Annotated in this window: 25 protein-coding genes, 1 tRNA gene and 1 pseudogene; 3 read left to right on the forward strand and 24 right to left on the reverse strand. The window is 46.4% G+C overall.

Going from position 1 to position 18,058, the window contains the following annotated elements; all coding sequences use genetic code 11:
- Positions 1-38: 38 nt before the first annotated feature.
- The 3 genes from recG to P157_RS15540 form a co-directional block, all read right to left on the reverse strand.
- Positions 39-2,105 carry an ATP-dependent DNA helicase RecG gene (recG, locus tag P157_RS0110295; protein ID WP_026760916.1) on the reverse strand — a complete coding sequence of 689 codons (2,067 nt, stop codon included), beginning with the start codon at positions 2,103-2,105 and terminating at the stop codon, positions 39-41.
- Between the two features lie 97 nt (positions 2,106-2,202).
- Positions 2,203-2,511: a hypothetical protein gene (locus tag P157_RS0110300; protein WP_026760917.1), complete on the reverse strand. Its 309-nt coding sequence runs from the start codon at positions 2,509-2,511 to the stop codon at positions 2,203-2,205.
- A 779-nt stretch (positions 2,512-3,290) separates the two neighbouring features.
- The gene (locus P157_RS15540) at positions 3,291-3,443 is read right to left on the reverse strand and encodes a hypothetical protein (protein WP_155266740.1); all 153 of its coding nucleotides are present in this window, start codon (positions 3,441-3,443) and stop codon (positions 3,291-3,293) included.
- A gap of 180 nt (positions 3,444-3,623) precedes the next feature.
- On the opposite strand from P157_RS15540, the gene P157_RS15545 reads away from it, so the two are divergent.
- Positions 3,624-3,770, forward strand: coding sequence for a hypothetical protein (locus tag P157_RS15545; protein ID WP_155266741.1), 147 nt, complete (start codon positions 3,624-3,626; stop codon positions 3,768-3,770).
- 541 nt (positions 3,771-4,311) lie between these two features.
- Here P157_RS15545 and P157_RS0110325 read toward each other — a convergent pair.
- The 7 genes and pseudogenes from P157_RS0110325 to P157_RS15860 form a co-directional block, all read right to left on the reverse strand.
- Positions 4,312-4,908, reverse strand: a complete 597-nt coding sequence (locus tag P157_RS0110325) for a nitroreductase family protein (RefSeq protein ID WP_026760919.1) — start codon at positions 4,906-4,908, stop codon at positions 4,312-4,314.
- A 1,173-nt stretch (positions 4,909-6,081) separates the two neighbouring features.
- On the reverse strand, positions 6,082-6,258 hold the full coding sequence (locus tag P157_RS15550; RefSeq protein WP_155266742.1) for a hypothetical protein: 177 nt from the start codon (positions 6,256-6,258) through the stop codon (positions 6,082-6,084).
- Between the two features lie 73 nt (positions 6,259-6,331).
- The gene (locus P157_RS15555) at positions 6,332-6,487 is read right to left on the reverse strand and encodes a hypothetical protein (RefSeq protein WP_155266743.1); all 156 of its coding nucleotides are present in this window, start codon (positions 6,485-6,487) and stop codon (positions 6,332-6,334) included.
- Positions 6,488-7,187: 700 nt separating this feature from the next.
- Complete coding sequence (locus P157_RS0110340; RefSeq protein ID WP_026760920.1) at positions 7,188-8,111, reverse strand: radical SAM mobile pair protein B; 924 nt, start codon at positions 8,109-8,111, stop codon at positions 7,188-7,190.
- A complete protein-coding gene (locus tag P157_RS0110345; RefSeq protein WP_026760921.1) occupies positions 8,087-8,785 on the reverse strand; it encodes a radical SAM mobile pair protein A in 699 nt (232 codons plus the stop codon). The genes P157_RS0110340 and P157_RS0110345 overlap by 25 nt, the downstream gene beginning before the upstream one ends.
- The gene (locus P157_RS0110350; RefSeq protein WP_026760922.1) at positions 8,782-9,219 is read right to left on the reverse strand and encodes a radical SAM mobile pair system MarR family transcriptional regulator; all 438 of its coding nucleotides are present in this window, start codon (positions 9,217-9,219) and stop codon (positions 8,782-8,784) included. Before P157_RS0110350 ends, P157_RS0110345 begins: the two co-directional genes overlap by 4 nt.
- A 261-nt stretch (positions 9,220-9,480) precedes the next feature.
- Positions 9,481-9,871: pseudogene (locus tag P157_RS15860) on the reverse strand (IS66 family transposase); the annotation flags it as partial.
- Between the two features lie 325 nt (positions 9,872-10,196).
- On the opposite strand from P157_RS15860, the gene P157_RS15560 reads away from it, so the two are divergent.
- Positions 10,197-10,346: a hypothetical protein gene (locus tag P157_RS15560; protein ID WP_155266744.1), complete on the forward strand. Its 150-nt coding sequence runs from the start codon at positions 10,197-10,199 to the stop codon at positions 10,344-10,346.
- 82 nt (positions 10,347-10,428) lie between these two features.
- Here the strand turns inward: P157_RS15560 and P157_RS15565 are convergent, their stop codons facing one another.
- The 7 genes from P157_RS15565 to P157_RS14480 all read right to left on the reverse strand — a co-directional run bounded on the left by P157_RS15565 (position 10,429) and on the right by P157_RS14480 (position 12,985).
- Entirely contained in the window at positions 10,429-10,575 is a 147-nt protein-coding gene (locus P157_RS15565; RefSeq protein ID WP_155266745.1) for a hypothetical protein, read from the reverse strand.
- 225 nt (positions 10,576-10,800) lie between these two features.
- Positions 10,801-10,992, reverse strand: a complete 192-nt coding sequence (locus P157_RS15570) for a transposase (RefSeq protein WP_072305687.1) — start codon at positions 10,990-10,992, stop codon at positions 10,801-10,803.
- A 17-nt stretch (positions 10,993-11,009) separates the two neighbouring features.
- Positions 11,010-11,261: a DUF4405 domain-containing protein gene (locus P157_RS0110375; RefSeq protein ID WP_026760923.1), complete on the reverse strand. Its 252-nt coding sequence runs from the start codon at positions 11,259-11,261 to the stop codon at positions 11,010-11,012.
- A 546-nt stretch (positions 11,262-11,807) separates the two neighbouring features.
- Positions 11,808-11,999, reverse strand: coding sequence for a hypothetical protein (locus P157_RS0110380; RefSeq protein ID WP_026760924.1), 192 nt, complete (start codon positions 11,997-11,999; stop codon positions 11,808-11,810).
- A 74-nt stretch (positions 12,000-12,073) separates the two neighbouring features.
- Positions 12,074-12,229: a hypothetical protein gene (locus P157_RS15575; protein WP_155266746.1), complete on the reverse strand. Its 156-nt coding sequence runs from the start codon at positions 12,227-12,229 to the stop codon at positions 12,074-12,076.
- A gap of 48 nt (positions 12,230-12,277) precedes the next feature.
- Positions 12,278-12,421: a hypothetical protein gene (locus tag P157_RS15580; protein ID WP_155266747.1), complete on the reverse strand. Its 144-nt coding sequence runs from the start codon at positions 12,419-12,421 to the stop codon at positions 12,278-12,280.
- 105 nt (positions 12,422-12,526) lie between these two features.
- Complete coding sequence (locus P157_RS14480) at positions 12,527-12,985, reverse strand: JAB domain-containing protein (RefSeq protein ID WP_072000154.1); 459 nt, start codon at positions 12,983-12,985, stop codon at positions 12,527-12,529.
- A 25-nt stretch (positions 12,986-13,010) separates the two neighbouring features.
- On the opposite strand from P157_RS14480, the gene P157_RS15155 reads away from it, so the two are divergent.
- A complete protein-coding gene (locus P157_RS15155) occupies positions 13,011-13,175 on the forward strand; it encodes a tyrosine-type recombinase/integrase (RefSeq protein ID WP_268988122.1) in 165 nt (54 codons plus the stop codon).
- A gap of 205 nt (positions 13,176-13,380) precedes the next feature.
- Here P157_RS15155 and P157_RS0110405 read toward each other — a convergent pair.
- The 7 genes from P157_RS0110405 to rpsP form a co-directional block, all read right to left on the reverse strand.
- Positions 13,381-13,467: transfer RNA gene (locus P157_RS0110405), tRNA-Leu, on the reverse strand.
- 99 nt (positions 13,468-13,566) lie between these two features.
- Positions 13,567-15,657 (reverse strand): methyl-accepting chemotaxis protein, encoded by a 2,091-nt coding sequence (locus P157_RS0110410; protein ID WP_026760925.1) that lies wholly within the window; start codon positions 15,655-15,657, stop codon positions 13,567-13,569.
- A gap of 123 nt (positions 15,658-15,780) precedes the next feature.
- Positions 15,781-16,515 (reverse strand): tRNA (guanosine(37)-N1)-methyltransferase TrmD, encoded by a 735-nt coding sequence (trmD, locus tag P157_RS0110415; protein ID WP_026760926.1) that lies wholly within the window; start codon positions 16,513-16,515, stop codon positions 15,781-15,783.
- Complete coding sequence (gene rimM, locus P157_RS0110420; protein WP_026760927.1) at positions 16,505-17,050, reverse strand: ribosome maturation factor RimM; 546 nt, start codon at positions 17,048-17,050, stop codon at positions 16,505-16,507. The genes trmD and rimM overlap by 11 nt, the downstream gene beginning before the upstream one ends.
- Positions 17,022-17,453: a YlqD family protein gene (locus P157_RS0110425; protein ID WP_026760928.1), complete on the reverse strand. Its 432-nt coding sequence runs from the start codon at positions 17,451-17,453 to the stop codon at positions 17,022-17,024. Before P157_RS0110425 ends, rimM begins: the two co-directional genes overlap by 29 nt.
- Before the next feature lie 73 nt (positions 17,454-17,526).
- Entirely contained in the window at positions 17,527-17,754 is a 228-nt protein-coding gene (locus P157_RS0110430) for a KH domain-containing protein (RefSeq protein ID WP_026760929.1), read from the reverse strand.
- Between the two features lie 15 nt (positions 17,755-17,769).
- Positions 17,770-18,039 (reverse strand): 30S ribosomal protein S16, encoded by a 270-nt coding sequence (gene rpsP, locus P157_RS0110435; RefSeq protein WP_026760930.1) that lies wholly within the window; start codon positions 18,037-18,039, stop codon positions 17,770-17,772.
- Between the last annotated feature and the right edge of the window lie 19 nt (positions 18,040-18,058).

The raw sequence follows: 18,058 nt of genomic DNA on the forward strand, positions 1-18,058 counted from the left end.
TCTATGCGTTATGTCAAGATGTTCTCGACTAAAACACATTAGATATCGGTGATATTTTCAAACTGCTCCTTGTACTGCAACGCCAGAATCGGCAGTACATCCTGCCGTTCTGCCTGACTGGCCACTGTTTCCTGAGCTGCCTGCCGCGCTTTCAACAGGATATCCATATCATTTAAGACATCGGCTACCTTCAAATCCGGCAGGCCATGCTGCATGGAACCAAAGAACTGTCCCGGCCCGCGCAGGCGCAAATCCTCCTCTGCCAGCTTAAAGCCGTCGCTTGTCTCCGCCATAATTTTGAGCCGTTCGCGGGCGCTTTCGGTTTTCATTTCCGATACAAGGATGCAGTAGGACTTATATTCGCCTCGTCCAATGCGCCCACGCAGCTGATGGAGCTGTGCCAAGCCGAAGCGCTCCGCATGCTCCACCACCATAATGCTGGCATTGGGCACGTTGACGCCCACTTCGATGACCGTCGTGGATACCAGAAGCTTTATCTTATTGTCGTAGAAGTCCTGCATAACCTGTTCCTTGTCTGCGGCCTTCATCTTGCCATGGACAAGACCACAGGGCATATCCCGGAAGATGCCGTAGCGCAGTTCATCATAGACTTCCTCGGCTGAGGGCAGGTCGCTTTCCTCATTCATTTCAATCAGTGGACAGACCACATAAGCCTGCCGCCCGGCAGCCAACTGCTGATGGACATAATCGTAAATCAAATCCCGCTTGTCGGGCTTCCTCACGAAAGTGCGGATAGGCTGACGCCCTGGTGGCAGCTGCTGAATCAATGATACATCCAAATCACCGTACACAGTCAAGGTCATGGTACGCGGAATTGGCGTTGCCGTCATGACCAATACATCCGGCATCAGCCTGCCCTTCCTCTCCAGCTCCGCCCGCTGGGCAATGCCGAAGCGGTGCTGTTCGTCCGTCACCACCAAGCCCAGCTTTGCAAACGCCACACCTTCCTGAATCAGCGCATGGGTACCGATGACGATGTCCACCTCCTGGGCGGCAATCCGGGCATACATATCCTCCCGTTTCTTTTTCGTCAGCCGCCCCGACAAGAATCCCACACGAATGCCCAAAGATTCCAACTGCTTCACAAAACCTTCGTAATGCTGGCTGGCCAGAATTTCCGTGGGCGCCATAAGCGCGCCCTGATAGCCGTTCTCCACCGTCTTAACCAGTGCCAGCATGGCGATTACCGTTTTACCGGAGCCAACGTCTCCCTGCACCAGTCGTCGCATGGGCAGAGGACTTTCCATATCCCGCTGGATTTCCTGCCAAGTGCGGCTTTGGTCCTCCGTCAACTGAAAGGGCAGAGATTTTACAAGCCGCCCCACCAGTTCACTGCTGAGCAGATGACGAATGCCCTTACTGTGCTCACGCGCCTGCCGCTTCAAGAGCAACAGGCCGCACTGAATCAGATAGAGTTCCTCAAAGGCCAGATGATTCCGCGCTTCTTTTAATGCCGCAAAGTCTGCGGGGAAATGAATGTCCTGCAAAGCCTTCCGCCTGCTCAGCAAATGATAACGTTCCGCTACACTTGCAGGAATCAGTTCACGAATGCTTAGTTCCTCCGTCAGTAGTCCCCCAAGCACCTTGCGGAAGAATTTCTGATTGAGTTTTTCCGTGGCCGGATAAACTGGCATAATCCCCGTCATATTTTCCGGTTCTTCTTCCTCATCCAGAATCTGGAAGCTGCTCAGCTGACTCATGGCAAACTGTCCTCGGCCGCCATAAGCATATGCTGCCTTCCCGGTCACAAAAACTTTTTTCCCTACCTTTAATTTGCTTTTCAGGTACTTTTGGTTAAACCAGGTGACCTGCAATATTCCCGTACCATCACCAATCAGGGCCATAAGGATGCTCATACCACGCCTGCCTCCCTGCCGTTCGGAGACATTCATAATCGTGCCCGCCACCGTGGCTTTTTCCCCGGCCTGCAGCTCGGAGATTCTCGTGAGCACGCTTTGGTCCTCATAGGTGCGGGGGAAATAAGTCAGCAAGTCATAGACCGTAAAGAGTCCCAGGCGGTTTAGTTCAGCCTTTTTCTTCGGCCCCACGCCCTTTACATATTGTATTCCGTCCGTCAGTTGCAAAAAATCACATCCAATTAATCATTCTGTGCTATATATTCGTTCTCTTAAAGGAGATTCCTGCATAAGAAAAAGCCCTTCACACTGGAAAGGCTTCTTGTTAAACTGCTTTGAATTCTTCTTCCGCATAACCAAAACGCGTGGTGAGCCGGTAGATAATCCGGCTGTCCTTGGCACTGCGGATGGTAATATGGTCGATATCCCGAAGCATACTCTTAATATCCATTACGGCAGCCATGCTGCTGATATAATCCGTAGCCCGCTCCATGGTCATCTTGTGACGTTCTGGCGCTAAGGCCCCTGTATGATAAATGTCCATGCAGACCCGTTCGTCCCGGTCCACAAAGTGACGGCAAAGTTCCGGTTCCCAGGCATTGCTGATTTTCTTGATACGTTCAAAGTACTCCATAACTAAAGATTATCACCTCGGGTATTTTTACATAGGATAAAGTTATGATAAAAGACAAAATAATTTTATCATGTCCGGATTTGACCTGTCAAGACAGTACCTCATAAAAACAGAGCTGCTATCGCACAGCTCTGTAAATGCTTACTTTATGCATTTGTAACCTCCTGCCTTGCGGATATTGCGCTTACGATTATGCCGATAACGCATCTTGTTCCATTGGTTGATATAATACTGTTTCATTTTACTCGCCTCCCTGTTTGTTATCTCATTTCCTCTTCTAACTATATATACGATTGACATTCACTTTTGTTACAAATTATGTGTATCGGAGACGAAAAAAGGATATAAAAAACGGGGTGTGAACCTTCCTCCTTCCAGCACTTAGTCACTGCACCAGACAGACCGCCCCGGGCACAAGCCGTCACAGGCAACGGGTGTCCGATTGCTCGGGTGGACAGGCCTGCCCCCTCGGAATGCCACTGGCATTCCTCGATGCATCCGACACGTGGCACGAAAAACAACGCTTTTTCTTCGTTTTCATTCCCTCTGAATTCTGTCATTATGTGCTGGCGGGATTTTGATTCATATTTAATTATGAATCATTCTTTCAGCTGCATAGAAAAGAGAGCACATCTGATGATATGCCCTCTGTCTATGTCTTAGCCTATATCGCTATTATTTACCAACACAAGCGCTTGCGTTTTGTGTTTCATCTACATTTGCTGCCATAGAATTTGCATTACTGTCATGGCAACGAGGGAAAGGACGAGGACGACCAATCAGTGTGGTCTCATAAGCTTCCATGGGCTAACCGTGGGCTTTTTAGGGGGCTTATCCTTTTTAAGAAATCTAAGGAATTTAGGGAGTTCCACTTTCCCCCCAGCTACCTTGTCCAGTTCCATATCTTCCATCTGATTCATGAGCTTTTCCATTTTATTTTCCTCCTCCACATCTTAGGGGGTTGTTATCTTGCTTTCTGTTCTTTATATCCCCGAAAGCGAAAAGTGTGTATTGATTTTGAAATAATTTTTGTAATGCTTGACATTATCAATCGTAAGTATAGACAAAGGTAAACAAAGTCAACTAAGCACACAAGAAAGGGGTTGTCAAAAATGATGGACAAGAAAGAACTTAACGTAATGGAGAAGAAAGAACTGGAGTTTATGGAACTGGACAATGTGTCTGGTGGCAGCTGGTGGGATGACCTTGTAGACGTCGTTACTTATGACCTCGATGACTTGATTGATGACATTTTCTGACTGGCAAATTCAAAAAAGGTGCTGTGATAAAAGTTTCATCTTTCTCACAGCACCTAATTTTGTGTCTGGTGGCAGCTGGTGGACACTCTCCTTTAGAATTCGCTATTCGCAACTTCACCATTTGCCGGAAGAATTGGCTGTTTAGTGCATCAACTAAAGGAGCGGCTGCGAGTGCTGCCGTTTACAGCATAGTAGAAAACAGCAAAGCCAATGGCTTTGATTCTACTCATAGCTTTATGCGCCTGACCTTATTCTCCTTGTAGCTGTAAAAGAGGTTATCCCCCAGTATCACATGGTCTAATACTGGGATTTCCATAATGATAGAAATATCATCGCTTGAAATGTTATATTTTAAGGAAATTGCTCTTATGCGATTTTCACAGCTAAGACGGTTTACCTCGGAAGTGTAGCCTACCGTTTTTTCGCCACGCATTCATAACCCACGCAACGGCAAAGGACGCCCTTCCTCATTGGACGGGCGTCCTTTGACATCATCTTCCCGCCGGGTTATGATCACATCCCAAAACGGCAATTTTTTTCATCAGTCAAAAACTTTAACCCTCTCGCTGATGGGCATTTTCTCAATAGGCTGCGGTGGTGCCAGCGGTGCACCAAAGACCATCTGAGCCACCAGGCTCCAGCTTTGGGGCACATCAAAATGAGCTTTGACCTTCTCATCAATCAAAGGATTATAGTGCTGGATATTGACTCCAAGCCCCATGCTGGTCAGTTGTGTCCAAATGGCAAACTGAAGCATGCCGTTGGCCTGGGATGCCCAAATGGGGAAATTTTCCGCATAGGGTGGGTATTTGCCCTGCAGTTCCTTGACGGCATCTGTCTCCTCAAAGAACAGAACTGTACCATAACCCGCTGCAAAGCTGTCAATCTTCTGCTCAGTGGCTCCAAACTTGTCTGCAGGCACAATGCGTCGCAAAGCTTCCTTCGTTATGCTCCAGACCTTCTCGTGATGCTCCCCCATGGCCAGGACAACCCTGGCCGACTGCATGTTGAAGGATGACGGCACTTCCTGGGTCATCCGCTCCACCGCCGCGACAATCTGCGACGGCAATACTGGTATTTCCTTCCCCAAAGCGTAATTTGTGCGACGGTTGATGACCGCCTCCTGAAAGCATTTCACGGCTGTTCCTCCTAACATAGATTCTCTGAACACAGGGTCGGCCCACGCCATCGCTGGTCTTGACCTCTTCTAATTAATATTCTAAGTTTTAGACATATTTCCTTCCTGTGCCCAAGACTTTTTGTCATCAGATGCAAATTCTTGAAACAGCCGCATCCTGACTTAGGAATGCATTACCATCAGACTCTTCCCTATGATAGGATATTGGCAAATTTGAAGGGAGGAGTTCTCATGATTCATATCGGTTGCCATCTATCAGCAGCCAAAGGGCTTTTGCCACCGAGCAGTATATCCACGGAGGTGGAGAGACAATGTCATTAAGTTAGTGGCATGAAAAAATGCTCTAAGCATAGACACCATGCAGGATTCAGGGTAAAAAGTCATGAGAAACATCGACTCATCGTAAAAACGGCATGGCGAATAAGCGGTCAGAGGCCGCTTAAGGAAGTTATTCTACACAACTAGCAGCCGTTCGGGATCAGATGTTATCTTCACGGCCAAAGACCTTCTCACTTTACCCTCCATGGGGAATTGGACCCCGGCGGACTGGTAAAGGAGAAGGTCTTTTTTGAAAAATACAAAGTAGGCTATACAAAAAAGAAGGACTATTCCAAATTTCGTGACCCAATTATATCAGACTTTTTCCCCCCTATAATAATAACTCAAACTTCCCACATAGAAAATACTAACGGCTCCTTGAAAACCGTATATCTCAAGAGATAAAATCCTCAGGCCGCCTGCAATAGGCGCTGCAAGGTGCTGCAAAGATAGGGGGACAAGGGGCTTGGCAGCCCTCCCTGCGGTCGGGACGACTACGGTGGCCAGCGAGATAGGAGCAGGATAACTCGCGCCGCCGTACCTCCTGCCCGCTGTGCCTCAATATGACCAGAAGGGCTAGTTGCAGCCTGCTCGTCATTCATGCGTATTCAGTTTGTGTCCGTCTGCTCGGGTGGACAGGCCTGCCCCCTCGGAATGCCACTGGCATTCCTCGATGCATCCGACACAGGGCACGAAAAACAACGCTTTTTCTTCGCTTTCATTCCCTCTGAATCCTGTCATTATGTGCTGGCGGGATTTTGATTTATATTTAATTATGAATGCTTTCTGCAGCCACAATAAAAGAGAGCACATCTGATGATATGCCCTCTGGCTATGTCTTAGCCTATATCGCTATTATTTACCAACACAAGCGCTTGCGTTTTGCGTTTCAAATACATTTGCTGCCATAGAATTTGCATTACTGTCATGGAAGCTAGGACGGGGACGTTTCTTGCTTCCACCGGGATTGCATCGTCCCCCAGCTACCTTGTCCATTTCCATATCTTCCATCTTGTTCATGAGCTTTTCCATTTTATTTTCCTCCTTACATTCTGTCGATATGCCTCTGCCACGACTTATGTTGTTGTATAATCAAGAGGCCTTTTCACGGTATTTTGATAAGTCTGTTTGGGCTAACCGTGGGCTTTTTAGGGGGCTTATCCTTTTTAAGAAATCTAAGGAATTTAGGGAATTCCACTTTCCCACCAGCTACCTTGTCCAGTTCCATATCTTCCAGCTTGTTCATCATCAGCTTATCCATTTTATTTTCCTCCTCACAATCTTGAGTGTTGTTTTTGCTTTCTGTTCTTTATATCCCCGAAGTAGGGAAAGTGTGTAGGGAGATAGAAAATTTTTTTCGTACAGGCTGCGTAAGGGCTTTCTCCGATATGGGAAGGCTCTTTTTTGTGGCAGAAAAACGGGGGTATTATTGCCAGTCATCAGTAGCCCAGGCGATGAAGAACAACAGACCGAGCACACACAATGCGGTAAATCCCATGATAATCAACTCCTTTTCGTGTTAGTTCGGCAGATTAGCAGGACAATCCTTTCTCCGATTCGAGGAAATTTCCTTGCACACAAAAAGAGAGCACATCTGATGATATGCCCTCTGGCTGTGTCTATACCTGTGTCGCTATTATTTACCAACACAAGCGCTTGCGTTTTGCGTTTCAAATACATTTGCTGCCATAGTAATTTTATGACCACCACCGATAGGGAGTTTCATTTGTGTTTCATCTACGTGTCCAACCGGGGGAAGGCCACGAGTAGCTACCATAGAATTTGCATTACTGTCATGACAACCAGGACGAGGAAAAATAGGAAGCGATGCTTGGGATTGATAATAAAAACCATTCTGCCTAGTAAATGGCAAAATGGTTTTATTATTCTCCCTTTTTACAAAAGTGTTTCTATATGCACAAACTTGAAGTTGTGCGATTAACTTCCGGTTTATTCTTCCATCAAGGATTATGTATTACATTTCTCTTTCCACTATTGGCAGTTCCTCTTACTTCTTCGTGGTAAAAGTAATCTACGATTGTTGGATGTCCTTTCTCTACTCTCTCATACGGAGTTTCATTATCAACAAACCTGCAATCATACTTTTTAGCCAGCTCTTCTGCTTTCTTTTCCAGCGCTTCAAAATAGCTGCGGTTCTTTTTGTTATAAATTTCGTCATACAGCGGCACCAGATCCGGATGTTTATCGGAAATGTATTTCATGATATCTGCCTTAAAACCTCCGCGAAGATTCAGATTCTCAAGCCATACAAGGTCACACTGATCTTTTGTCCTGTCTATGATTGCTTCTATATCCGTAATCCCCGGGAACACGGGTGAAATGAAGCAAATTGTACGAATGCCTGCCGCATATACCTCTTTCATTGCAGCAAGCCTTCTTTCTATGCTTACTGCCGCATCCATATCATCTTTAAACTCTTCATCGAGAGTATTGATTGACCATGATACTGTAAGTCTGCTATTTTCATTGATCTCTTTTAGCAGATCCAGATCTCTTAGTACAAGGTCTGACTTTGTGCAGATAAGTATGTCCGCACCACTGTCCTTTAGTTCTTCCAGAAGTCTTCTTGTATTTTTATATGTTTTCTCTAGCGGATTATAACCATCCGTAACTGTTCCAATGATCACCTTCTGGCCGGCATACTTCTTTGGATTCTTTATTCCAGGCCAGTCTTTCACATCCATGAAAGTTCCCCATTCCTCCGTATGCCCTGTAAAGCGTTTCATAAAAGATGCGTAGCAGTATTTACAGGCATGGGGACACCCCACATAGGGATTCACCGAATATCCTCCAATAGGAGTATTCGATTTTGTCATTACACTTTTTGTTTCTATATGATTTACTTTGATTTCTGGTTGTTCCATTTCCTCTGTTCCTCCAGCACTTTGTTAAAAGCATCCGGCATTTCCTGTATCATTTCTTCTCCCATAATCGGAACAAGATCTTCTTTCCAGAATACAGGAATGTTCAGTTCATGAGCCTGTTCTGTCAATGAATAAGCCCACCCGGGATCTGTTTTAACAGTCCTGCTCTTTGCACCTGTCATGGTTCCCACCACAATCCAGTCAATGCCTGCAAGATCAACCTTACCCGGATCATCGAACAAAGGCTCAAAGGTAACATGATATTTTTTTGCCTTCACATTGCTCCGCAGTGCATCAATACGCCATAACTCAGACTTTCTCGTAACTGTAACGCCAAACCATGCATTATCAAGATCTGTTTCAAAAGACAGAAGATCCGGTCGTTTGGTAAGAAAAAGAAACTGGTGCTGAGGATTCTCTGCTATCTTTTTAAAGACTTCCTCTCTCCATTCCTCATGCCAGCCCGAGAGATCGCTCATGCCGGTCAGCAGAAAATTCTGCGGCTTTTTCTTTTCCATCATACGAAGCTTTCCTTGAAAAAACTGTGGCTTTTCAAAATCATCTATGATGTGATAACGCCTCGTATTGTTTCTGGCATAGCAGTACGGACATCCAACAGTGCACCCTATAACAAGATTCATGTTCTGAATCTGATCTTTAATACAGATACTCATTTGTCACTCCATTCCTCAAGGTTTACCCTGATGCGGTTAAGATACTCTTCAAACTGAAGAATCTCTTTATCCGTAAAATCACGATAATAAATATTCCCCATCTTATTGGATACGGAGTCATAAGCTTCTTTAAGTTCTTTGGCTTTATCTGTGAGGAACAGAAGAGTTTTTCTCTTATCAGCTTCATCCGTTTTGCGGCTTATCAGTCCGTTTTTTTCCATCCGCTCAAGCATGGTCGTAAGTGAAGTAATTGCAAGTCCGCTTTTCTCGGAAATAATTTTAATAGGAACACCATCTTCCTGCCATAAGACATAAAGAATCCTTCCCTGAGCTCCGTTAAATGCATCAATGTTTTTTTCTGCCAGTATCCTTTCAAATATACGATCACCCAGCTGTTTTATTTTTGTAACAAGAAATCCACCATTTGTCTTCATAATTAAATACTCCTATATCGTAGTTTTATACTACCATATAGGAGTATTTGTGTCAAGCACACATATCATAACTTCCAGTAGAACTAAGTCGCTGCGCGACGGCCTGCCAAGGCTATGCTCTACATTATAATTCTTTTCGTAACTATTCAGTCGCCCCTCCTAAGGCCAGCATAGGAGTTCCCTGAAACAGCAATTCCAATGCCCGCAGAGAAGTACAGCCTCTCTTCTTTGCCGTGCTCAAATAGGAATTGAACTTGGCGAAAAGTTTGGCACCTTCATCTGTGCGGAAACAGCCGCTTACTTTCTGCTTGACCTTTGCATGACGCAAATCACGCTCTGCCAGGTTGTTGTCAAACGGCACACTAAAGTCACAGAAGAACAGGCAGACTGCCTCATATAGCCGCTCCATGCGCTTTATGAAGGCATTCGCCTTTCCTCTGGCCTTGCGTCCCCTTTTTGTCTCCGCCTCCTGCTGTATGGGAGGATGCTGAACCTGCCCTATCTTGACAGCGTTGCTGAAGATTGTCAGGAACCGCCTCATATAGTATTTTCCTGCTTCCCCCTTTCCCTTGGCCATGCGCTTCTTCTTGGCCTCAAGCATAGATGTGAGAAGCCACGGGAAAAAGCTGAAGAAGATGGACTGGGGATACATCTCATGCAGCCCCTTGCATTCCCGCAGCAGATGGGCGCAGCATCCCCCATGTCCCCCAAGTTTTTCATAATTCCGAAAAAATTTTTCCTCCAGATACCTTATCCATTTCCATATTGTCCATCTTGTTCATGAGCTTTTCCATTTTATTTTCCTCCTCCACATCTTAGGGTGTTGTTATCTTGCTTTCTGTTCTTTATATCCCCGAATGCAAAAAGTGTGTAGGGTAATAGAAAAAAAATTTGTAATGCTTGACCTTATCAATCGTAAGTATAGACAAAGGTAAACAAAGTCAACTAAGCACAACAGAAAGGGGATGTCAAAAAGGATGGACAAGAAAGAACTCGATATTATGGAACTAGACAATGTGTCTGGTGGCAGCTGGTTGGACGATTTGATTGATTTCGGTCAGGATGCAGTTAAAGAAATAGCCCCGTATATAGAGGAATATCAAGAGTATCTGCCCTTACCAAGATAATCGCCTTTCTCCATCCAAGGGGGCGCAAAAAAGCTACTGTACAAACTCGACATGTGCAGTAGCTTCTCTTTGTATCCAGTTTTTATCTATACCTTATGACTTGTTTGCGTTCTACATGATACTCTTTAATCGGACGATTCGGACGACGATTATCAGGATAAACGTACCGCTTGCCTCCAGTCACCTTATCCAGTTCCATATTGTCCATTTTGTTCATGAGCTTTTCCATTTTATTTTCCTCCTCACAGTCTTGAGTGTTGTTTTTGCTTTCTGTTCTTTATATCCCCGAAAGCAAAAAGTGTGTAGGGTAATAGAAAAATTTTTTCGTACAGGCTGCGTAAGGGCTTTCTCCGATATGGGAAGGCTCTTTTTTGTGGCAGAAAAACGGGGGATTATTGCCAGTCATCATGAAGTTGTCAATATTAGTTGACACTTTTTTTACAAGAAATTTGTACTATGCTACTGCCTGTAGAGAATCATAGTAATTCTCAAGTTTCACCTTGGAAGGCATCCCTCCTATGGCGGAGCATATACGGCGATTATTCCAATAGGATTCATAATAACGCCAGACAAGACTTTTTACTTCACATACACTCATCTTGGTGGTATCGTAACGGCCATAGATAAGTTCCTCCTTATTTGACATAGTGCACACGCTGCTCATCAAAACGGTCTGGCTGGGGGTTTTTCTCCGCAAATCTTCTTTGTAACAGCAGAAATCCAGCTCTTATGCCAGACAAGATGAAGAAGTATCCCCACGGCCATGAGATAGCCGCTATATGTATGCACCGTAACAAAGGGGCCTTTTGCCTCTCTACCGCCAGGAATCAAATGGAAGTCCAGCAAAAGGCCAGTGGCTATGCAAGCAAGTCCGCTAAGGAATAGCAGCCAGTCAAGGCAGTAATTCTTTTTCATGATAGTCCATCCTTTCTCAGTTGGTATAACCTGTAGCTTTGGCTTTGTCGTACCACATCTGTGCTGTATCCATATCTTTGGCCACGCCAAAGCCGTTTTGATTTCAGCAATAAAAAAATCGACGCTCCCTAAAAAGGGCAGAAAGCTACTTCAGCTCTCCACGTCGATTTTCTGCCACCGAAGCGGCACGGCTCCTACACAGCCGTATATGCTATTGTGGATACTATATCATATTTGTTTAACTGGGGCAATAGTTACCTAAAAGATACTATGTATGGAAAAGGGAAGTATTTTCTGAAGCCCAGGCGAGGAAGAACAACAGACCGAGCACACACAATGCGGTATAATCAACTCCTTTTCGTGCAGGTTCGGCAGATTAGCAGGACAATCCTTTCTCCGATTCGAGGAAATTTCCTTGCGCACAAAAAAAGAGAGCACATCTGATGATATGCCCTCTGTCTATGTCTTAGCCTATATCGCTATTATTTACCAACACAAGCGCTTGCGTTTTGTGTTTCAAATACATTTGCTGCCATAGAATTTGCATTACACATTAATTTTATGACCACCACCGATAGGGAGTTTTCCGATAGGGAGTTTCATTTGTGTTTCATCTACATTTGCTGCCATAGATTTAGAATTATCTTTTGGGCGACGGATTTCGAATCCACCTCTTCCTCTCCCACCAGCTACCATGTCCATTTCCATATTGTCCATCTTATTCATGAGCTTTTCCATTTTATTTTCCTCCTTACAGTCTGATGATATGCCCTCTGCCACGACTTATGTTGTTGTATAATCAAGAGGCCTTTTCACGGTATTTTGATAAGTCTGTTTGGGCTAACCGTGGGCTTTTTAGGGGGCTTATCCTTTTTAAGAAATCTAAGGAATTTAGGAAATTCCACTTTCCCACCAGCTACCATGTCCAGTTCCATATCTTCCAGCTTGTTCATCATCAGCTTATCCATTTTATTTTCCTCCTCACAATCTTGAGTGTTGTTTTTGCTTTCTGTTCTCTAAAACGGCAGTAATTCTCTCAATCTCTTTACAACCGGGTTAGAGACTTGTTTGATAGCTTCTTTGAGAGTATCACATAAACCTCCACCAGCTACCATGTCCAGTTCCATATCGTCCAGCTTATTCATGAATTTCTTGTCCATTTTATATTCCTCCTCACATCTTAGCGTGTTGTTATCTTGCTTTCTGTTCTTTATATCCCCGAAAGCGAAAAGTGTGTAGGAGAAAATAAAATTTTTTGCTTCCCCTCATAACTTTATCCGCCCGACCTTATTCTCCTTGTAGCTGTAAAAGAGGTTATCCCCCAGTATCACATGGTCTAATACTGGGATTTCCATAATGTCCCCGCAGAGCATTAAATGCTGCGTTACCTTTATATCCTCTTTGCTGGGCGCGGGCCTGCCGGATGGGTGGTTATGAGCCACGATAATCGCGGACGCTGAATAGCCCATTGCATCACGGAACACTTCCCGGGGATGTACCACCGCTCCCGACAGGCTACCCACCGATACAACAGACGTTCCAATCAGACGGTGATGGGTGTTCAAGGCCAGCAGCATAAAGTGCTCCTGATTCTCTCCTTTTAGTTTCGGCATTAAATGCCTGGCCACATCCTCGGGGCCGTTTATCACCCGCAGCGTGCGCTCCGTAAAAACTTCCGCGGGAATATTCAGCAGCTCGGCCAGCAGTTCCCCATGACTTTTCATAATTATGTCCCAATCTTTGTTCCACATGCTGCGACATGACATGGCCAGCCGGATGAAGGGCACCCACATGTTTGACCTCAAAGATATACAGGCGCAACTGGGCCATTCCAGCATCCAAGTCACCATGGATATATATACCCACATCGACGAGGAACAGAACCAAAAAGTCAGCGGCTGGCTGGCGGCGTAAATGACCTGCTAAGTGGCAGTCAAGCATAGCAACATCATGATCATATAAGAAACAGGAAAACATTTGACATTTACTTGCCCTTGTAAAAATGCAGGGGCAAGTAAATAAATTTGATACTGCCGATTAAATTCTGGTGGTAGTCAAATTTCAAAAAATGGACAACAAAAAAGCCCCGTGAGAACCTCACGGGGCTTTGAATTACAAGTGGTGCCGATGATCGGAGTCGAACCGATACGTTGTTGCCAACGGCAGATTTTGAGTCTGCTGCGTCTGCCAATTCCGCCACATCGGCGTTTGCAACTCGTTGTTGCTGACAAATAATATATTAGCAGATATATCCACCGTTGTCAAATCATTTTTATCATTTTTTTGAAAAACTTTCAGATAGGTTTCAGAATTTGAAGCGAGCGCTTTCTTTTTGCAGTTCTTCTGCCATATTTGCCAATCTATGGCTGGAAGCAGCGAGTTCTTCCATGGAGGCCGATTGTTCTTCTGTAGCGGCCGAGATAGAAGCGATGTTCTGGGTAATCTGCTTGGTGGTTTCGTCTACATCCTCAGCATCCTGCAATACGCTTACACTGTCTTCTGCCACTCTGGAAGCACTGGTAGCCGCATCCTTGACCAGATTGTCCACTTCTTCGATATGAGAAGCAATCTGACGGAATTTCTCACCGGCTTCTACTACCGTACGTCCACTGGTGCTCACCTGCTCAGTACCCACATTCATGGATTCTACGGCACGCTTAGTCACCTGCTGTACGCCGGAAATCATCTGGGCGATTTCCGTAGCAGCTTCGGAGGACTGTTCGGCAAGCTTACGAACTTCATCGGCTACAACGGAGAAGCCGCGGCCCTGTTCACCGGCGCGGGCAGCTTCGATAGCCGCATTGAGAGCCAGCAAGTTCGTCTGCTCGGCAATGCTCTGGATGGTGTTGATGATTTCACCAATCTGTTCGGAACTCTTGCCCAGTTCGTCTACATTTGCTGCTGATTCCACTACGGTCTTATGGGCAACCTTCATCTGTTCTACAGCAGCTTCGATGGCCGCTACACCTTCTTTGGCTGCGACACCAGCCATGCCGGAGGTCTTGCTGATGTTGGCAGATTTTTCAGCAATGCCGTTAACATGGTCAGCCATCTGCCGGATATTGCCCACCACATTGTTGATGGTATCGCTCTGATGGCTGGCGGCTTCGGCGATATCCCCTACCTGCTCAGCTACATGGGTGATGGTCTCAGCCACCTGCTCAACACCGCTGGACATCTGGCCAGAGGAATTGGAAACTTCGTCTGCACTGCCCTTAATCTGCTTTAAGAGGCCAGTAAGTTCGTGGGTCATGGTATGGAAGGACTTGGACAAGTTGCCGATTTCATCATCGGATTCCACTGCCACATCCGTATCGCGCAAATCGCCATCTGCAAGCCGTTCAGCCGAAGCCTGCAAGCTGCGCAGCGGGGAAACAATCATGTTGGAAATGGTATAGGTGGCAAAGAAAATCAGAACCAATGCTACAACCAGCACGCCGCCCAAAATCATGCGAATGTGATTGACGCTTTCCATAAGCTGAGAACGGTCAACAATGGTCAGATAACGATACCCGGTATTTTCAGAAACGTAGGTATTGACCATCTTAGTCGTGCCATCCATGGTAATTTCCTGCAAGCCTTTGAGGCTCTTGCTGGTATCGAGATTGGCAATATCACCGAGCTCCGACTCCGGCAATTTCTTGAAGTCCGCTTCCGGATGTTTGGGATCGGCGATAATTACGCCATCGGCATCGAGCATCATGATATAACCGGTTTCGCCCATCTTGATTTCGGAAATCATATCCGTAACCACCGGCAGGTCAATATTCAGGCCCAAAACGCCCAGAGGCTTATTATCCAGGCCTTTAACCGTAGCAAAAATACCTACAGTCGGCGTACCTTTGGATGTCTTGAACGGTTTGGTGATGCGAACCTTGCTTACATCAGCCATACTCTCCTTGAACCAGTCACGGCTGCGGGAGTCATAACCTTTCTTGCGTTTAACTGCAGGATACTGCAGGTAGCCGCCATCCGTGGTTCCATAGCTGATAACGGAAACACTGGTCTTATTGGCTTCACCAAAGCGTTGGAAAAGCTGATAGGCAGCCAGTTCAAAACCACCTTTTGCCTGTGGGTCCATCGCAATATTGCCATCAGATGCAGCCGTTGCAATAACTGCGGGGTCCGTATAGCGGGTAATTTCTCCCCCTGCCCGCAGAACGGGATCGTTTGCCATATTGACCAAACCATCACGCAAGCCGTTCAGGAACAGATGCATGGCATTATCCACCTGCGCCGACTGCAAATCAGCCTCTTCTTCAAAGTTGGCCATCTGCGTACTGGTGATGATTCGATCCAGCACAATGCCCAACACCAGCATAACTACGATAAAAAGCACCGAAACGGATACCATTATCTTCTGCTTAACATTAAATCGATCCATCAATCCACCCAATTTCCTCATCTCCTCTTCTATATACCTTCAATTCCCCATGGTACATGTTGTTCTTATACGACAAAGAAGCGAAATTTTCCTGCTAAGCAAATCGCTAAATCACAGAAAATTTCGCTTCTTATTTTAATCCTGATATTCCGCCAAAAATTGCCGGTCTTTATCCGTTAACGGGGCTTTATCGAGCAAATCCGGACGGTATTTTTTCGTCACGAGCAGGGATTGCTCCCGCCGCCATTGACGGATTTTGGCATGGTCGCCATTTAGGAGTACCTCCGGCACTTCCATGCCCTCAAATTCGCGTGGACGGGTATACTGCGGAAATTCCAACAGGCCCTCATAAAAGGAATCCGTAGGCGCAGAATCTTCATGCCCCAGTACCCCCGGCAGCATTCGCGACACCGCATCGGTAATCACCATAGCTGGCAGTTCCCCGCCGGTCAGCACGAAATCGCCAATGGAAATCGCTTCATCCGCGAGCTTATAGATGCGGGCATCAAAGCCTTCGTAATGGCCGCAGATAAACACCAGCTGGTCATAACCTGCCAGTTCCTTGGCCTTTGCCTGATTAAAGGTCGGTCCCGAAGGGTCCATAATCAACACCCGGCGGTTGGCCGCATATTCCTCGGTACGAGCCAGTACATCCCGCACCGCCTTGTACATTGGCTCAGGCTTTAGCACCATGCCCGCGCCGCCGCCAAAGGGGCTGTCGTCCACATGATGGTGCTTATCCTCGGCAAAATCCCGGAAGTTGGTAAAGTGGATATCCAGAATCCCATTATCCACCGCCCGCTTGGTAATGCTGTCACCAAAGGGGCCGGAAAACATCTCCGGGAAAATGGTCACCATATCAATGCGCATCGGAAATCTCCTCAGGCATATCGACCACCATACGGCCGTCAGGCACATCAATTTCCTTGACTACAGCCTTGAGCGCCGGAATCAACAGTTCCCCGCCATCCGTGCGGCGGGTCTGATAGACGTCATTGCTGCCGGTGCGCAGGACATTTTCGACCTTGCCCAGCTCCTTGCCGTCCATATCGTAAACCGTCAGCCCGATGATGTCAAAGGTGTAATATTCACCTTCCTGCAAGGGAGCAGCCTCGCTGCGGTCAACGGTCAAAAGTTTACCCGTCAGACTCATAGCAGCTTCCCGCACCGGATATTCCTGGAACTTCATCAGCACGTACTGCTTATGATACTTGCAACTTTCGATATGGAGCATTTCGCTGCCAACCATGACTTCTTTCATGGTCTCAAAGCGTTCCACAAAGTCCGTCAGCGGAATGATGCGCATTTCCCCATGAATGCCATGGGGTGCGCCCACCTTGCCGATGGTCACGCGATTCTTGTCGCGCTTGTTTTTCTTAGCTGCGAATGGCGATAACTTTGTCATCTTCTACCAGCACTTCCACATTCATGATTTCGCGCATATCGTCGCCCACATGAACTTCTACCTGATGTTCCAGCGTGCCCTGCACGATTTCGGCACCGATAACCATCTTTTCCATTTCTTCTTTGCGAGCCTGAGATTCTTCACGGAACTGGAGACGCTTGTTGCGTTCTTCGCCGAAATGAGCCTGAATGGCCTGCAGGCGCTGAATTTCTTCCATCGTGGGCTGTTCCGGGTTAGCCGGCTGATTTTCCTGCAACACGCGCTTCTGCTGAATATCCATCTGCTGGAGTTCGAGCTCCGTGCGCTTGATGGCTTCGTCCAAATCCGTCAAGATTTTGGTCTTGAGTTTTTCCGTTAATTTTGCCTTAATCGTAACAGGCACTTTCAGTGAAATAGAATCCATGACAGTTCCTCTTTTCTTTTTCTCATAGTAAAAAACGGCAAGACACCGAAAAGGTAATCCTGCCGCTTTTCATTTAAATAATCTCAACCGTGACTTTCGTATTTTCCCGAGTGGCTGCGGCTTTGACCACGGTGCGCAAAGCTTTGGCAATGCGCCCCTGGCGTCCGATGACCTTACCCATGTCATCTTCAGCCACATGGAGGCTGAGCACGGTCTGCCCATCCTCCTGCCGTGAAGAAACCTCCACAGCTTCTGGATGCTCCACCAGGGATTTGGCGATTACTGCAACAAGTTTTTCCATGTCGCTTCTCTCCAATTACTTTTTCTTGGATTCAGCGAACTTGGCCATAATGCCCTGCTTGCTGAACAGATTTTTAACGGTATCGGTCGGCTGAGCACCTTTGTTCATCCAATCAAGAACCTTTGCTTCGTCGAGGTTAACGACTGCCGGCTGCTTGGAGGGGTCGTAGTTACCGAGAATTTCGATGAAACGACCATCACGCGGAGCGCGGGAATCAGCTACTACCACACGGTAGAACGGGTTCTTCTTTGCACCCATACGGTTCAAACGAATCTTTACTGCCATGAAATTTCACCACCTTTCG

It is taken from the genome of Selenomonas ruminantium AC2024, assembly GCF_000687995.1.
Taxonomy (GTDB): domain Bacteria; phylum Bacillota; class Negativicutes; order Selenomonadales; family Selenomonadaceae; genus Selenomonas_A; species Selenomonas_A ruminantium_B.

What these genes read in the sequence shown, in the direction of transcription:
- P157_RS0110300 (WP_026760917.1), bottom strand. Translation starts at nt 2,511, where the DNA reads ATGGAGTACTTTGAACGTATCAAGAAAATCAGCAATGCCTGGGAACCG.
- P157_RS15540 (WP_155266740.1), bottom strand. Translation starts at nt 3,443, where the DNA reads ATGGAAAAGCTCATGAATCAGATGGAAGATATGGAACTGGACAAGGTA.
- P157_RS15545 (WP_155266741.1), top strand. Translation starts at nt 3,624, where the DNA reads ATGATGGACAAGAAAGAACTTAACGTAATGGAGAAGAAAGAACTGGAG.
- P157_RS15550 (WP_155266742.1), bottom strand. Translation starts at nt 6,258, where the DNA reads ATGGAAAAGCTCATGAACAAGATGGAAGATATGGAAATGGACAAGGTA.
- P157_RS15555 (WP_155266743.1), bottom strand. Translation starts at nt 6,487, where the DNA reads ATGGATAAGCTGATGATGAACAAGCTGGAAGATATGGAACTGGACAAG.
- P157_RS0110340 (WP_026760920.1), bottom strand. Translation starts at nt 8,111, where the DNA reads ATGGAACAACCAGAAATCAAAGTAAATCATATAGAAACAAAAAGTGTA.
- P157_RS0110345 (WP_026760921.1), bottom strand. Translation starts at nt 8,785, where the DNA reads ATGAGTATCTGTATTAAAGATCAGATTCAGAACATGAATCTTGTTATA.
- P157_RS0110350 (WP_026760922.1), bottom strand. Translation starts at nt 9,219, where the DNA reads ATGAAGACAAATGGTGGATTTCTTGTTACAAAAATAAAACAGCTGGGT.
- P157_RS15560 (WP_155266744.1), top strand. Translation starts at nt 10,197, where the DNA reads ATGGACAAGAAAGAACTCGATATTATGGAACTAGACAATGTGTCTGGT.
- P157_RS15565 (WP_155266745.1), bottom strand. Translation starts at nt 10,575, where the DNA reads ATGGAAAAGCTCATGAACAAAATGGACAATATGGAACTGGATAAGGTG.
- P157_RS15570 (WP_072305687.1), bottom strand. Translation starts at nt 10,992, where the DNA reads ATGTCAAATAAGGAGGAACTTATCTATGGCCGTTACGATACCACCAAG.
- P157_RS0110375 (WP_026760923.1), bottom strand. Translation starts at nt 11,261, where the DNA reads ATGAAAAAGAATTACTGCCTTGACTGGCTGCTATTCCTTAGCGGACTT.
- P157_RS0110380 (WP_026760924.1), bottom strand. Translation starts at nt 11,999, where the DNA reads ATGGAAAAGCTCATGAATAAGATGGACAATATGGAAATGGACATGGTA.
- P157_RS15575 (WP_155266746.1), bottom strand. Translation starts at nt 12,229, where the DNA reads ATGGATAAGCTGATGATGAACAAGCTGGAAGATATGGAACTGGACATG.
- P157_RS15580 (WP_155266747.1), bottom strand. Translation starts at nt 12,421, where the DNA reads ATGGACAAGAAATTCATGAATAAGCTGGACGATATGGAACTGGACATG.
- P157_RS14480 (WP_072000154.1), bottom strand. Translation starts at nt 12,985, where the DNA reads ATGAAAAGTCATGGGGAACTGCTGGCCGAGCTGCTGAATATTCCCGCG.
- P157_RS15155 (WP_268988122.1), top strand. Translation starts at nt 13,011, where the DNA reads ATGCTGCGACATGACATGGCCAGCCGGATGAAGGGCACCCACATGTTT.
- trmD (WP_026760926.1), bottom strand. Translation starts at nt 16,515, where the DNA reads ATGCGCATTGATATGGTGACCATTTTCCCGGAGATGTTTTCCGGCCCC.
- rimM (WP_026760927.1), bottom strand. Translation starts at nt 17,050, where the DNA reads ATGACAAAGTTATCGCCATTCGCAGCTAAGAAAAACAAGCGCGACAAG.
- P157_RS0110425 (WP_026760928.1), bottom strand. Translation starts at nt 17,453, where the DNA reads ATGGATTCTATTTCACTGAAAGTGCCTGTTACGATTAAGGCAAAATTA.
- P157_RS0110430 (WP_026760929.1), bottom strand. Translation starts at nt 17,754, where the DNA reads ATGGAAAAACTTGTTGCAGTAATCGCCAAATCCCTGGTGGAGCATCCA.
- rpsP (WP_026760930.1), bottom strand. Translation starts at nt 18,039, where the DNA reads ATGGCAGTAAAGATTCGTTTGAACCGTATGGGTGCAAAGAAGAACCCG.